This is a genomic window from Streptomyces sp. HUAS TT11 (assembly GCF_051553595.1).
In the GTDB taxonomy this organism is placed as follows: domain Bacteria; phylum Actinomycetota; class Actinomycetes; order Streptomycetales; family Streptomycetaceae; genus Streptomyces.
The window spans coordinates 2,402,720-2,416,862 of record NZ_CP196184.1 but is presented as its reverse complement, the minus strand read 5'-3'; the positions used below and the strand labels follow the sequence as shown (position 1 = coordinate 2,416,862).

The following is a 14,143-nucleotide window of genomic DNA, read 5'->3' as shown; positions in this document are numbered from 1 at the left end:
GGCCCCTCGTCGGCGGGGCACGGATCAGCCGTCCTGCTGTTCCTTCTCGCGGGGCCAGTGCTCCAGCGCGCCGTGCAGGGCGTCGACCGCCTTGGCCCAGGACGTCTCCACGTCACGGGGTGCGCCGAAGCCGCCGGTGGCCTCGAGCATGCAGAAGCCGTGGAACGTGCTGCGCAACAGGCGTACGGCGTCGGTGAGGTCGGGCTCGTCCAGTCCGTAGGCGCGCAGCATGCCGTAGGTGATCTCGGCGGTGCGGCGCATGGCGGGGGAGTCCGGGACCAGCGACGGGTCGATGCGGATCTGCGTGGCCGCGTACCGGCCGGGGTGCCGGCGCGCGTAGGCGCGGTAGGCGTCGGCGAAGGCCGTCAGCGCGTCCCGGCCCGCTCTCCCGGCGACCGCGACGGCGATGTGGTCGATCATCTCTCCACCGGCGAACAGGGCGAGCCTGATGCGCAGATCCTGCATGTTCCTGATGTGCGAGTACAGGCTCGCGTCCTTGACCCCGAAACGCCGCGCCAGCGCGGACATGGTGACGTTGTCGTAGCCGACCTCGTCCGCGAGTTCGGCGGCCGCCGCGACCAGACGTTCCGCGCTCAGACCGGCACGGGCCATGGACCACCCTTCCCGTGAACCTGGAGCTCCTCGGAAAGAGGCTAGTACACGTAGCGCACGTCGGCGGCGGCCCCGCCCCGTGCGGCGAACCCGAGGAACTCCGACCAGGCCCCGGCGGAGAGGGTGAGCCGGGGGCCGCGGGTGTTCTTGGAGTCACGGACGTGGACGGTGGTGGGGCAGAGGGACACCTCGACGCAGTCGCCGTCACCGCTACTGCTGTAGCTGCTCTTGAACCACGCCGGCTCGGTGGTGCTCATAGCGCTCCTCGCATCCGTTCCAGCAGACTCCGAGAGTCGCCTGGGGAAAGGGCCTGTGAGCGCAGTTTCGCATAGCGCATGTGAAGAACACTGATCGATTTCGGGTCCGCGAGGAACTGGCCGCTCCGCTGTCCCTCGCAGTAGCCGAACCATTCGTTCTCCGGGGTCTCCAGCAACTGGATGGGACCGGCCAGCCCGGCATGGGCGCCGAGTGACATGGGCAGCAACTGCAGTTCCACGTTGCGGGATTTCGTCAATTCCAGCAGGTGATCCAGCAGTTCACGCGTTGCCGCCCTCCCGCCCGTCTCCCGTTGGACGACGTACTCCTCCACGATGAAGCTGAACGCGGTGTTCCGACGTTCGGCGAGCAGACACTGGCGTGCCTGGCGGGCCGCGAGTTGAGCCTCGATCTGCACATCGCTGAGCACAGGCACCTGTTCGTCGAAGAGGGTGCGCGCATACGCCTCCGTCTGCAACAACCCCGGCACCAACCGGTTCTCGAACGTGTAGAGGCTGATCGCCTGTTCCTCCAGTTCCGCCCACTGCCGGAACCAGGACGCCAGTCCCCTCTCCCGCCCCACGTGCTTGTACGCCCCCTTGAGCGCACCGAACGCGTCCAGGACGTGTTCGGCCCGTTCGACGAACACGCGTGGCGGGAAGCGTCGCCCCTGCTCGATCGACGCGACGGTCGACGGCTGGTACCGCACCAGCGGCGCGTACTCCTCCTGGGTGAGTCCCGCGCGTTTGCGGAACGCCTTGTGGACCTCCCCGAAGCCTTTCAGACTGTCGGACGGCTCCGGCTCGTTCGTGGTGCCGATGGTCCTGTCGGTCATGCCGGAACCCCCGAGTGCACTGGTGCCAACCCCGCCAAGTCCCCCATGGTCACGCACCGTTACCCACACTGTCCACGTCCTGAACCCGTACGGTGCGTCCCGTACGAGTGCCGTACCTGGTTAGACGCCCCTGACCTCGGGGAGCGTTGAGCCATGCACGCCGAACCGCGGCTCCATGAGCCGGTCACAGTACGTACGTTCACCCAGCTGTTCAGCTGCACGCCGCGTGGCGCCCGGCTCGCCCGGAGACTGGTCGCCCACCGCATGGACGTGTGGGGGTTCCCGTACGACGGGGATGCGGGGGAGAACGTGGAACTGGTCGTCGCCGAGCTCGCCGCCAACGCCGTGCGGCATGGACGGGTGCCCGGGCGCGACTTCCGGGTGCGGCTGGTGCTGCACGACGGAGTCGTGCGCGTCGAGGTGGCCGACGGGCGCACGGAGCGGCTGCCGGTGCTGCCGGAGCGGGGCGGCAGTGAAGCAGGACACGGGCTGCTGCTCGTCTCCGCGGTCGCGGAGCGATGGGGCGTCGAGCCCCGGCCGGGCTGCGCGTACAAGGTGGTCTGGGCCGAGGTGCGGGTGTGGCAGCCCGGCGGTCCCGCCACCCGGGCGCGACGCCGGGAGGGGCGGACGGTCGTGGCGGAGGCGGATCGTGGCGAGAACCGTCGGCAGACACGGGACCCCGACCGTGGTACGTCTTGATCGTCCATCCGCCCCGGGAGCTCCGGGCGGCACGGTGACACGGGGATGCGGGGGAACAGCCGGTGGGGAAGACGCGACCGCGAAGGGCGGACCGGGACTTCGGGATCTTCTGGGCCGCGCAGACCCTCTCGGTCCTCGGGGACTCCTTCGCCCTCATCGCCCTGCCGCTGCTCGTGCTGGAGGCGACCGGGTCCGTGGCGCGGATGGGTCTGCTGACGGCGGTCGGCGGTGCGGCGTCCGTGCTGGCCGGGGTCTTCGCCGGAGTGGTGGTCGACCGGGTGGACCGCAGGAAGCTGCTGATCGCCTGCGATGTGGTCCGCATGCTGCTGTACACGGTGGTCCCCCTCGTGTGGTTCGCCGGGCCGAGGGTCTGGCTGCTGTACGCGGTGCTGCCGCTGTGCGAGGCCGTCGGCATGGTGTTCTCGGTCGCCTACGTCACCGTCGTGCGCGGTCTGGTCGACGCCGACGCGATCACCGCCGCCAACGGCAGGCTGAACGCCACCGCCGCGGCGGCGGGCGTGGCCGGTCCGCTGGGCGCGGGCATCGTGGCCGCGTGGGCGGGCCCGGCAGCGGCCGTCGCGGTGAACGCGGCGAGCTTCGGGGTGTCGGCACTCTGCCTGGCCTTCGTACGGTTCGGGCGGACCGTCCCGCCCGCGCCGGCACCGGCCCCCCAGGGGCTGTGGCGGGACCTGCTCGCCGGGGCGTCCTTCCTGCGGCGCCACCCCGTACTGCGGGCGCTGACCGTGCTGCTGGCCCTCTTCAGCTTCCTGGAGCTGGGCCTGAACGATCTGCTCATCTACCACCTCAAGCACGACCTCGGCCAGGGCGACGGCGCGGTGGGCACCGTGCTCGCCGTGGGCGCGCTCGGCTCGATCACCGGGGCGCTGCTGGTGGCCCGGATCAGGCGCAGGCTCGGTTTCGGCCCCACCTGGATCGGCGCGGTCGCCGTCTGCGGCTGTGCGCTGGCCGGCATCGGCTGGGCCCGCGACGTACCCGCCGTCGCCGTCCTGACGGCGGCCTTCCTCGGCGGTGTCGGCGTCGCGGGGACCTGCTCCATGTCCCTGCGGCAGCAGGTGACCCCCGAGCATCTGCTCGGCCGGGTCACCTCCGCGTTCTGGACGATCCACTACTCGGCGGCGCCGATCGGTGCCGCCGTGGTCACCTGGGCGGCCCAGCACCACGGCACGGCGGCGGTGGGCGCCGTGGCCGGGGCCTGCTGTGTGGGCGTGGCGGCACTGGCACTTCCCACACCGGTACGGTCGCGCCGGCCGGAGACGGCCACCGAGGCCGCCTGAGACCGTCCCGCGCAGCCGTCAGCCGTTCACCCCCGTGTAGTGGCGAAGGCTCCACCGCCACAGCAGCCGCGCCCCCAGGTATGCGAGCAACCCCACCAGCGGCGATGCCGCCGCCAGCCAGTACGGGGCACCGGTGCCGTGGCCGTGACCCGTCAGCACTGCCGCGGGGAAGTACGCGACGAACGCCAGCGGAAGCCCGTACGTCAGCAGACCGCCCACCGCCTTCGGCAGCACGTTCAGCGGGTAACTGCCGAAGGTGCCGAGCAGTTCCTCCAGCCAGTTGCCCCAGTAGTCCGCCGCCGGGAAGCGCAGGGAGGCACTGGCGACCGCCGTGAACAGCGCCGCCTCCAGGAACATGCCGCCGAGGATCGCGGCGATCAGGTACGTGATCCTGCCCGCCGTCCAGTCCAGGTGGCTGCGGCCGAGGGCGCCCGCCAGCAGGCCCGCCGCGACCGTCAGATCACCGATCGCGTTGGTGGGGAAGGAATCGAGCTGGACCTGGCGGTGGACCGGGAGGGGACGGAGCAGATAGGCGTCGATCTTCCCCTCCTGGATGTGCCGGCCGAGGCCGTGCACCCGGCCGAGGAGGAGCACGAACAGTCCGTGCGCCATCATTCTGGTGGCGGGGATGAGGAGTACGTCCGAGCTGTCCCAGCCGCCCATCCCGGTGAACCGGGTCAGCAGCACCGTCGCGAAGACGATCACCGAGACCTGCCAGACCGCACCGATCGCGATCATCATCAGGAACTCGGCGCGGTACTCCAGCTGGGCACGGAAGTTGAGCCGTGTGATCCGCCAGACGATACGCAGGGCGTTCATCGACATCTCAGCCCCCCTGCGAGATCACACGCCGCGCGGCCCGCCGCCACAGCATCCGGGTGAACAGGGCCAGAGCCACCACCCACGCCGCCTGCACGGCCAGTTGGAGGCCGGCCTCGGACAGCGGGATCCTTCCCACGTACAGGGAGAGCGGGACGCTCAACGTCGCCTGGAACGGCAGGAAAGCGCTCATCGTGACGAACCAGTGCGGGAAGAACCACAGGGGCGCGTACACCCCGGACAGCAGGTTCTGCGCGAAGACGAGGATCAGCAGGGCGGCGCCGTTGCGCAGGGTCCAGAAGCACAACTGGTCGATGACGAGCATGACGTAGTGCAGGACCCACTGGCCGAGCAGCAGACTGAGCGCGAACACCCCAGCCACCGCGGCCGATCCGGGCGGCTCCACCACACCGGCCGGGAGGCAGACGGCGTATCCGGCCAGCGCCCAGGCCAGACCGTAGAGCCGCTCGCCGAGGGAACGCAGGGCGTAGTAGCGCTGGGGCGGCAGCGGCCGCAGATACCAGTAGACGATCGTGCCGTAGTGCATGTGCTGCATGACGGTGTCCCGGCCCGTGTACTGGTCCAGTTCGCGCAGCCGGGAGGCGAGCACGGCGAGCACCGCGTAGGTGACCGCCTGGTCGCGGCCGAGTCCGCCGGTCGTGCCGGTCGCCGCGTACAGGCCGCGCCACAGCGACGCGACCAGCACGATCTGTACGGTCAGCCGCAGCAGGGCCGCGGTGACACGGGGAGGGCTGTGCAGTTCGCCGAGCGGGGTGACGCGGGCGGCGCGCCAGGCGTGCAGGACTGCCATCTCAGACCTCGTCCGCCCCGGGGCCGGCCTGGACGTACGCCGCGCGCATCACGTCCTCCAGGTCGGCCTCGTCGATCGCGAGATCCGTCAGTTCGTACCGCTCCACGACCTGCTTCAGGGCCTGGTGGACGGTCGGGGCCCCGGGACCCTCGGGGCCGAAGACTGCCTGGGGCCCCTCCCGCCGCAGCAGCGCGATGCCCGGCAGGGGTGCGACCTCGGTGTGCGGATCGGCCAGTGTCACCCGCACCTGCCACGTCGAGCCGAACGTGCGGCGGATCTCGTCCAGGGTGCCGTCCAGGACCAGCCGTCCGTGGTTGATCAGGACCACGCGCTCGGCGAGCCGCTCGACCTCGGTCATGTCGTGCGTCGTCAGCAGCACCGTCCGGCCGCGCTCCTCCACCTGGTGCCGCAGGAACTCGCGCACCTGTTCCTTGACGACCACGTCCATGCCGATCGTCGGCTCGTCGAGGAAGACCACCGGCGGGTCGTGGAGCAGCGCCGCGGCCAGGTCGCAGCGCACCCGCTGGCCGAGTGAGAGATGGCGGACCCGGGTGTCCCAGAACGAGGAGAGTTCCAGCAGGTCGTCGAACTCCTTCAGTCGCGCGGCGTGTTCGGCGCCCGGCACCTCGTAGATGTCGCGCAGGATCGCGAACGACTCGCGTACCGGCAGATCCCACCACAGCTGGGTGCGCTGGCCGAACACCGCCCCGATGTTGCGGGCGTTGCGCTGCCGGTCCTCGTACGGCACCACGCCCGCGACCCGGGCCACGCCGGAGGTGGGGGTGAGGATCCCGGTGAGCATCTTGATGGTGGTCGACTTCCCGGCGCCGTTCGGTCCGAGCAGGGCGAGGAGCTCACCCGGGGCGACGTCGAAGGTGATGCCCGAGACGGCGTGCTTGGCCACTCGTTCGGGGTTGACCAGAGACCGGAGCGCGCCCCCGAACCCGGGGCGGCGCACGGTGGTACGGAACGTCCGCGACAGGCCGCGGACCTCGATGTGGTGCGCGGCCTGCCTCGCGCCACTGCGGGTCACTCGACGAACCTCCGGGGGACAGCGGGTGATGGGTGCATGCTGCGGACCTCCTGGTCCGTCGGATGAGCGGATTGCGGTCCGGACGCGACCGCGGCCGGCCGAAGACCTCCCCGGGACGGGCCCGGTGCTCTTCCGCCGGACGGCCGCGAACGGCGTCAGGACCCTGTCGGTCAGCCGACCGCGGAGAACACGAAGGAGAACTCCGCCGGCTCGGCCCTGAGGAAGTACTGCGGCAACGGGCCCGGGCCGCACGACTGCGAGCCGATGCCGTGCTGCCCGTGGTCGAGGTTGACCCAGACCGTGTCGCCGGGCACGAGGTCGGTGAGATGACGGGCGGCATCGAGTCGCTCGTTCGTCCAGCGCCGTGCGCTGAACCAGAACTCCGTCTCGCCCTCGATCCTGAGGCCGCCCAGCTCCGCCCAGCGGACGTCGGCGCGGGCGCCGTTCTCCTGGGGGCGGACGTACGGGGTCTGCAACCCGTCGACCGTGGACTCCCAACGGCGCAGTTCGGAGGCCGCGCGGGTGTCCGGGTAGGCCTCGCCGGGTCCGCCGCCGAACCACCGCACACGGTCCGCGGCGCCGGACAGCCCGAACCGCACTCCGAGCCGTGGCAGCGGCACCGTCCAGTCGCCCTCCGGAGCCACGGACACGGTCAGCCGCAGCCGGTCGCCGTCGGACGTCCAGCGGTAGACCGTGGCGAGGCCCACCTCCCGGGCGGCGGGCGCCACCCGGGTCCGTACCGTCAGCGCGTCGCCGCTCGGCTCCACCGCGTCCAGCCGGTGCCGCATCCGATGCAGACCGAGCCTGCGCCAGGCCGGTCCGTGCCGGACGTCGGACTGCCAGGGCGCGCCGTCGTCGTTGTCCGTGGTCGCCCGCCACACGTCCAGGCGCAGGCCCGTCACATCGACCGCCCCGATGGACGTGAGCGCCCCGGTGCGGGCGTCGAACGAGGCCGGTCCGAGGGTGATCCGGCCGTCGCCGGAGCGCGGGGTCGCGCTCGGCACCATGCGGACCGGCGGCCGTGCGGAGACGGGGAACTGACCCCATGCCACCTGGTGGCCCTCCGGTGCCCACGCGGTGTCGGACGCCAGCAGCGCCCGTACCGTCCACCGAGTCTCGCCACCCCCTGCGTCGGGCGGCTGCGGCAGCTTCACATCGGCGGACTCGCCCGGTCCGAGCGGGGGCACCGGCAGCCTCCCCGACTCGACGTCCACGCCGTCGACCTGGAAGGACCAGACGAAGTCGAGCAGGGACAGGTCCGCGAAGTCGTACGCGTTGCGGACCCGCACGGTTCCGTCCGCCGCGTCGCCCTCGAACCGGACCGGCTCGATCACCTTCTTGTACTCGATCAGCCCCGGTGACGGCTTCCGGTCGGGGAAGAGCAGCCCGTCGCAGACGAAGTTGCCGTCGTGCAACTCCTCGCCGAAGTCACCGCCGTAGGCGAAGCCGTACCGCTCGTCCTTGATGCCGTGGTCGATCCACTCCCAGATGAAGCCGCCCTGGAGCCTGTCGTACGTCTCGAAGAGCCGCTGGTAGTCGGCGATGCCACCGGGGCCGTTGCCCATGGCGTGCCCGAACTCGCACAGGACGAAGGGCAGTTCGCGGCGTCTTTCGGTGCCGCCGTCCAGCCCCCGGCCGATCCTCTCGACCTCCTCGTGGAAGGCGTACATCCGCGAGTACATGTCGGTGTCGCGGCAGTCGACGTCGCCCTCGTAGTGCACCAGCCGCGAGGCGTCCCGGTGGTGGATCCACTCGGCCATCGCCGTCAGACCGCGTCCGGTCCCGGCCTCGTTGCCCAGGGACCAGATGACGACCGAGGGATGGTTCTTGTCGCGCTCGACCATGCGGGCGGCCCGGTCGAGCAGCGCCGGGGTCCAGCGGTCGTCGTCGACCGGGTTGTCCCGCCAGGACTGCTCCACGAAGCCGTGGGTCTCCAGATCGCACTCGTCGATCACCCAGAGCCCGTAGGTGTCGCACAGCTCCAGGAAAGCGGGATGCGGCGGATAGTGCGAGGTGCGCACGGCGTTGATGTTGTGCCGCTTCATCAGGAGCACGTCCTCGCGCATGGTCTCCGGGTCGAGGGCGCGCCCCTTCTCCGGATGCCACTCGTGCCGGTTGACGCCCTTGAAGAGCAGGGGAGTTCCGTTGACCTTGATCAGGCCGTCCTCGAGGACGACCGTGCGGAAACCGATGCGCAGCGGTACCCGTTCGCCCTCGGTCGCCAGCACGCCGTCGTACAGCCTCGGGGTCTCCGCGGTCCACGGCTCCACGGGGACGGTCACGGACTCGCCGGTCGCGACATCGATGTCGAGGGCCGGCACCGTGACCCGGCCGTCCACGTCCGACTCGATCTTCAGCGTGCCCTCGCCCGTCGTGTGGTCGTAGGAGGCGTGCACGAAGAAGTCGAGGGCGCAGCCCGCGGGTCGGTGCAGCAGTGTGACGTCCCGGAAGACGCCGGGCAGCCACCACTGGTCCTGGTCCTCGAGGTAGGAGCCCGCGGACCACTGGTGCACCCGGACCGCGAGCACGTTGCCGCCCGGCTGGAGCAGATGCCCGACGGCGAACTCGTGCGGCAGCCGGGAGCCCTTGAACTCGCCGAGGTCCGTCCCGTTCAGCCAGACGCGGGCGCAGGACTCGACACCGTCGAAGCGCAGCACCGCCCCGCCGTCCGCGGGCCAGTCGGCGGGCAGGTCGAAGACGTGCAGATGGTCACCGGTCGGGTTCTCGGTCGGTACCCGCGGCGGGTCGACCGGGAAGGGGTACAGGTGGTTGGTGTAGATCGGGGAGCCATGGCCCTGGAGAGCCCAGTGGCCGGGGACCGCGATCTCCGCCCAGTGCCGCGCGTCGAACCCGGGCTCGGCGAACGAGTCGTCCTCCGCGTCCGCGGTCGGCGACAGCCGGAAGCGCCAACTTCCGTTCAGGGAGAGGGACGCGGCGTCCGAGGACGCGTACCAGGCGCGCGGTGGCAGGGCACCGGTGCCCGGCGAGACGTCCTCGACGTAGTCGACGGCTGTCGTGGTGCGGATGGACATCGGTCTCCTCCTTCAGCTCGTGGTGCCGGTCGGTTCGGCCTGGACGTCCGGGCATCGGAGTCCCGGCCGGTGGTGGGGGCCGCGGGTCCGAAGGCGCGGCGTCGGCGGGCGGCGTGGGCTGCGGAGCCCCGGTGACGGTCGTGCGGTGGCGGCCGTCGTGAGGTCTCTGCGGGGGTTCGTGCCTGCGGGTCTCAACGGTGCGTCCCTTCCGTCGTCATGAGGACGGTGCGGTGCGGCTCCTCGGCGTGGTGGTTCGTCCGACGGGCCGGACGTGCCGGCTGCGCGGTGATCCGAGCGCCCCTTCCAGGGCGAAGGTCGCGGCTCCGAGGCACACCGGGTCGGTGGGGACGGGGGACAGGACGATCTCGGTGACGGCGAGGGGCCGGCTCAGCGCATGCCGGCCGACGGCCGCGCGCACCTCGTCCAGCAGGGGCGCGCCGAGTGCGGCCGCGACCCAGCTGCTGAGCACGACGACCTCGGGGTTGAGGAGATTGACCAGGTCGGCGATTCCCGCGCCGAGGTAGCGGGCCGTGGTCCTCAGGACCTCGAGCGCGACCGGGTCCCCGGCGGCGACGCCGCGGGCGAGCGCGTCGATCGTGGCGGTCTGGTCCTCGGGGTGCAGCAGCGGGCTGTGCGGGCTGAGTTCCCGCAGGTTCGTCATGATGCCGGGAGCCCCGACGTAGGTCTCGACGCAGCCGTGGCTGCCGCAGTGGCACGGACGCCCGTCCAGGACCAGTGTCGTATGGCCCCACTCACCGGCGCTGTTGCTGACGCCCCGGTGCAGTCCGCCGCCCAGCGCGAGCCCGGCTCCGACGCCCGTGCCCAGATTGACGACCACGGCGTCCCCGCGTCCGCGGGCCGCCCCGAACCACAGCTCGGCGATCGTGCACGCGCGCAGCGGGTTGTCCAGGTACAGAGGGTGGGCGAGGTGCCGGGAGAGCAGTGCGAGCAGCGGTACCTCGTGCCAGTCCCAGTTGGCGGCGTAGACGCAGACGCCCCGGTCGCGGTCGACCTGGCCCGGCACGCTGACGCCCACACCGAGGACCCGGTCGCTTCCCACGCCGGCCCGGGAGACCACCGTGCCGACGGCCGCGGCCACATGGGCGGCTACCTGTTCCGGGCGCTTGCCGCCGGGTTCCATCTCCTCGCCGGCGCGGGCCAGCATGCCGAGCGCCAGATCGAACAGCTCGACGCGGACGTAGGTCTCCGCGATGTCGACGCCGATCAGTGCGCCGCCCGAGGGGTTCGCGGCGATCAGTCCGCGTGGCCTGCCGCCCGCCGAGTCCTCGAAGCCGACCTCGGTCAGCATGCCGAGGTCGAGCAGTTCGCCGACGAGGGTGGCGACCGTGGCCAGGCTGAGTCCGGTGGCGGTCGCCAGCTCCTGCCGGGAGGTGGGGGAGCGGGCGATGATCTGGCGCAGCACCTCGTACCGGTTCGCGGTGCGGATGTCGCGTGACGTGGGCTTGGCGGACACGTCCCCTCGGTCCCCCCTCGCGCCATGCCGGGTTCCGGTGCCGCGGCGCGGCGCGAGCCTATGTCCGGGCAGGGCTTTCTACAAGGGGTTGGGAAAGGGGGTGTACGAAGTCGCCCCCGACCGCCCCGGGTTCACCTCGGCCGCTCACCGCGGGCGTCCTCAGCGCAGCCCCAGGGCGTCACGGACGAAGGCGTTGCGGAAGGTGCCCGCCGGGTCCAGCTCCATGGCCAGCGCCGTGAAGTCGCCGATGCGCGGGTAGCGCCCCCGGAGCGCCGGAGCGGGCACGGTGAACACCTTGCCCCAGTGCGGGCGCGCGTCGAACGCCTCGAGCGCCTCCTCCACCCGCCGCACCACCGGCAGCACGGCGGCGGTGTCCTCGACCCAGGTGAAGTGCACGGCGACGGTGTCCCGCCCGTAGGCGGGGCTCAGCCACTGCGCGTCAGCGGCGACCGTGCGGATCTCGCAGGTCTGCAGCACGGGCGCCACCACCGTGCGGATCCCGTCCAGAGCGTGCAGCGCGTCCAGGGCGTGCGGGCGCGGCAGCAGGTACTCGGACTGCAGTTCGGCTCCGCTGCTCGGCGTGAAATCGGCGCGGAAGTGGGGGAGCCGTTCGTGCCACGGCCCGGCGACGCCGAACTGCTCGGTGCAGTTGACCGCGGGCATGCCGGGCACCGGGTGCAGCGCCTCGGTGGCGGGCGCGGCCCACGGGAAGTCGGGCATCGGCCGGTCGGTCCGCCGCTTCAGCCACACCTGCCTGAAGCCGGGCGCCCGCCAGTCGGTGAACAGGCTCACGCTGTACGCGGCCGCCGCCACGGTGTCGAAGTCCAGCCCCTCCAGGGGAAGCTCCGTGAACACGTACTGCTCGACCTCGTATTCCGGCTCCAGGTCGAGGGTGAGCGCGGTGACCACGCCGAGCGCGCCGAGCGAGGTCACGGCGCCGTCGAAACGGCTGTCGCCCCGGCCGATCCGTACGCTCGACCCGTCCGCCGTGACCAGTTCCACCTCGCGTACGGCGGAGGCGAGCGCACCGTTGGTGACGCCCGAGCCGTGCGTGCCGGTCGCCACCGAGCCCGCCACCGAGATGTGCGGCAGAGAGGCCATGTTGTGCAGCGCGAGCCCGTGTTCGTGCACCACGCGGGCGAGTTCGGCGTAGCGGACGCCCCCGCCGACACGTACGGTGCGGGCCGCCGTGTCGACGTCGACCTCGGCCGGCAGCGCGGCCAGCGAGAGCAGGACGCCGTCGGCGCCGGGCTCGGCGATCTCGTTGAAGGAGTGCCCGCTGCCCAGCACCCGCACCTGCGTGCCGTCCGCAACGAGAGAACGGAGCGCGTCGATCGAGCGCGGGCGGTGCAGCTCCTTGGCGGCGTAGGTGATGTTGCCCGCCCAGTTGGTCACGGTCCCGGTCATAACCCTCGTCCCTCCCCGTGGCCCCGAGAGCCACGAACCCACCTGGAACCTACCTCGCACCCGCCCTGTGCTGCGAATTCCGTCGTATCGAGCCGGGTCCGAAAGTGATCCGGCAGGCATCCGGGCCGCGGTTCCGCGATATCGGCATCCTCCGCTCCGCCGGCACCGGAGCCCTTGGGGCCCGACGGTTCGGGGCTCCGAAGAGCTCCCGGTCGGAGGTATGGAATGTACCGCCTCGATTCGTATATTCACTGCCAAAAGGAGCAATCAGCCCATCGGGTCATGCCTGGGGACCCGGCACGGTCGGCGGTCCGGCGGGGGCATACCGTGAGGAGTCGAACGCCTGAGCCGGGAGGAGACACGGGATGGGCAGCCGCACCGCACTGGTCGAGGATCTGATGGAGCGATTCCCGCACGTTCCACGGGAAGCCGTCTTCAAAGAAGATCTGCTCCGCGGAGGTGTGGCCTTCGACGCGTCCGCTCTGTCCGACAACGAGGGCGGCGAGGTCAAACCGAAGTCCTACTTCATCTTCTCCTTCGACCACGGGACCCTGCCCGAGCTCGGTGAGGCCGCGCTGCGGCGTCCGCCCGAGGAGATCATCCTCACCGGCGGCCCGTACGACCTGCGGCGCACCGTCGTCTCGGTCAGGGTCAATCCGGCCTCGCCGTACCGCGTGGCCGCCGACGAGGAAGGGCAGCTCGGCCTCTACCTCGACGGGCAGCGGATCGCGGACGTCGGAGTGCCGCCGATGCCGGAGTACTACCGGCACACCCTCTCCAACGGGAAGTCCGTGATGGAGGTGGCCCCGACGATCCAGTGGGGCTACCTGATCTACCTCACCGTGTTCCGTGTGTGCCAGTACTTCGGCGCCAAGGAGGAGTGCCAGTACTGCGACATCAACCACAACTGGCGCCAGCACAAGGCGGCCGGGCGGCCCTACACCGGCGTCAAGGACGTCGAGGAGGTGCTCGAGGCGCTGGAGATCATCGACCGGTACGACACCCAGAAGGCCTCCACCGCCTACACGCTGACCGGCGGCGCGATCACCAAGACGGTCGCCGGCCGTGACGAGGCGGACTTCTACGGGCACTACGCCAAGGCCATCGAGGAGCGCTTCCCGGGCCGCTGGATCGGCAAGGTCGTGGCGCAGGCGCTGCCGAAGGCCGATGTGCAGCGGTTCAAGGACTACGGCGTGCAGATCTACCACCCCAACTTCGAGGTGTGGGACCGGCGCCTGTTCGAGCTGTACTGCCCGGGCAAGGAGCGGTACGTCGGCCGTGACGAGTGGCACCGGCGCATTCTCGACTCGGCGGACGTCTTCGGCGCCCGCAACGTGATCCCCAACTTCGTGGCGGGTGTCGAGATGGCCGAGCCGTTCGGCTTCGGCACGGTCGACGAGGCGATCGCCTCGACCACGGAGGGTCTGCGCTTCTTCATGTCGCACGGCATCACCCCCCGCTTCACCACCTGGTGCCCGGAGCCGACGACACCGCTCGGCAAGGCCAATCCGCAGGGAGCGCCGCTCGAGTACCACATCCGCCTGCTGGAGGCCTACCGCGCCACCATGGACGAGTTCGGACTCGCCTCGCCTCCCGGCTACGGCCCGCCCGGACCCGGCCGCGCGGTGTTCTCCGTCAGCTCCTTCATGGACAGCCTTCCGGCGCAGGAGGGGGCAGAGGAGCCGTCCCACGCGTGACGATGCGATCGTGGCCCCGCACGCCGAGTCGTCGCGGGGTCGCGATCCGTACAACTCCACAGCGCGCACGCACCGCCCGGCGGCAATCGAATACGCCGCTTGTCAGTTGTGTGAGAACCGTGAAAGGCTCTGGGCCTGCCGTGATGCGATCTCAACTCCCTTGTAGATCAGGTG

Annotated in this window: 12 protein-coding genes; 3 read left to right on the top strand and 9 right to left on the bottom strand. The window is 71.1% G+C overall.

The annotated features are described in order from the left end of the window. Positions 1-24: 24 nt before the first annotated feature. The 3 genes from ACSHXN_RS10890 to ACSHXN_RS10880 are packed head-to-tail and all read right to left on the bottom strand — an operon-like array spanning position 25 to position 1,702. Positions 25-612: a TetR/AcrR family transcriptional regulator gene (locus tag ACSHXN_RS10890; RefSeq protein WP_355798223.1), complete on the bottom strand. Its 588-nt coding sequence runs from the start codon at positions 610-612 to the stop codon at positions 25-27. A 41-nt stretch (positions 613-653) separates the two neighbouring features. Next, entirely contained in the window at positions 654-869 is a 216-nt protein-coding gene (locus ACSHXN_RS10885) for a DUF397 domain-containing protein (protein WP_359450417.1), read from the bottom strand. Then, on the bottom strand, positions 866-1,702 hold the full coding sequence (locus ACSHXN_RS10880; protein WP_356110550.1) for a helix-turn-helix domain-containing protein: 837 nt from the start codon (positions 1,700-1,702) through the stop codon (positions 866-868). Before ACSHXN_RS10880 ends, ACSHXN_RS10885 begins: the two co-directional genes overlap by 4 nt. Before the next feature lie 153 nt (positions 1,703-1,855). Here ACSHXN_RS10880 and ACSHXN_RS10875 point away from each other — a divergent pair, with 153 nt between their 5' ends. Continuing rightward, the gene (locus tag ACSHXN_RS10875; protein ID WP_438303004.1) at positions 1,856-2,401 is read left to right on the top strand and encodes an ATP-binding protein; all 546 of its coding nucleotides are present in this window, start codon (positions 1,856-1,858) and stop codon (positions 2,399-2,401) included. Positions 2,402-2,463: 62 nt separating this feature from the next. Beyond that, complete coding sequence (locus ACSHXN_RS10870) at positions 2,464-3,696, top strand: MFS transporter (protein WP_438303003.1); 1,233 nt, start codon at positions 2,464-2,466, stop codon at positions 3,694-3,696. Positions 3,697-3,714: 18 nt separating this feature from the next. Here the strand turns inward: ACSHXN_RS10870 and ACSHXN_RS10865 are convergent, their stop codons facing one another. The 6 genes from ACSHXN_RS10865 to ACSHXN_RS10840 all read right to left on the bottom strand — a co-directional run bounded on the left by ACSHXN_RS10865 (position 3,715) and on the right by ACSHXN_RS10840 (position 12,272). Beyond that, a complete protein-coding gene (locus ACSHXN_RS10865; protein ID WP_355136010.1) occupies positions 3,715-4,515 on the bottom strand; it encodes an ABC transporter permease in 801 nt (266 codons plus the stop codon). 7 nt (positions 4,516-4,522) lie between these two features. Then, positions 4,523-5,326, bottom strand: coding sequence for an ABC transporter permease (locus tag ACSHXN_RS10860; protein ID WP_355135940.1), 804 nt, complete (start codon positions 5,324-5,326; stop codon positions 4,523-4,525). A gap of 1 nt (position 5,327) precedes the next feature. Continuing rightward, on the bottom strand, positions 5,328-6,359 hold the full coding sequence (locus tag ACSHXN_RS10855) for an ABC transporter ATP-binding protein (RefSeq protein ID WP_355135942.1): 1,032 nt from the start codon (positions 6,357-6,359) through the stop codon (positions 5,328-5,330). 170 nt (positions 6,360-6,529) lie between these two features. Next, the gene (locus ACSHXN_RS10850) at positions 6,530-9,391 is read right to left on the bottom strand and encodes a glycoside hydrolase family 2 TIM barrel-domain containing protein (protein ID WP_355135943.1); all 2,862 of its coding nucleotides are present in this window, start codon (positions 9,389-9,391) and stop codon (positions 6,530-6,532) included. 214 nt (positions 9,392-9,605) lie between these two features. Beyond that, positions 9,606-10,865, bottom strand: coding sequence for an ROK family transcriptional regulator (locus tag ACSHXN_RS10845; RefSeq protein WP_355135944.1), 1,260 nt, complete (start codon positions 10,863-10,865; stop codon positions 9,606-9,608). Positions 10,866-11,024: 159 nt separating this feature from the next. Further along, positions 11,025-12,272, bottom strand: coding sequence for an FAD-binding protein (locus ACSHXN_RS10840; RefSeq protein WP_438303002.1), 1,248 nt, complete (start codon positions 12,270-12,272; stop codon positions 11,025-11,027). Between the two features lie 365 nt (positions 12,273-12,637). On the opposite strand from ACSHXN_RS10840, the gene ACSHXN_RS10835 reads away from it, so the two are divergent. Continuing rightward, the gene (locus tag ACSHXN_RS10835) at positions 12,638-13,969 is read left to right on the top strand and encodes a radical SAM protein (RefSeq protein ID WP_355135946.1); all 1,332 of its coding nucleotides are present in this window, start codon (positions 12,638-12,640) and stop codon (positions 13,967-13,969) included. Positions 13,970-14,143 lie beyond the last annotated feature (174 nt).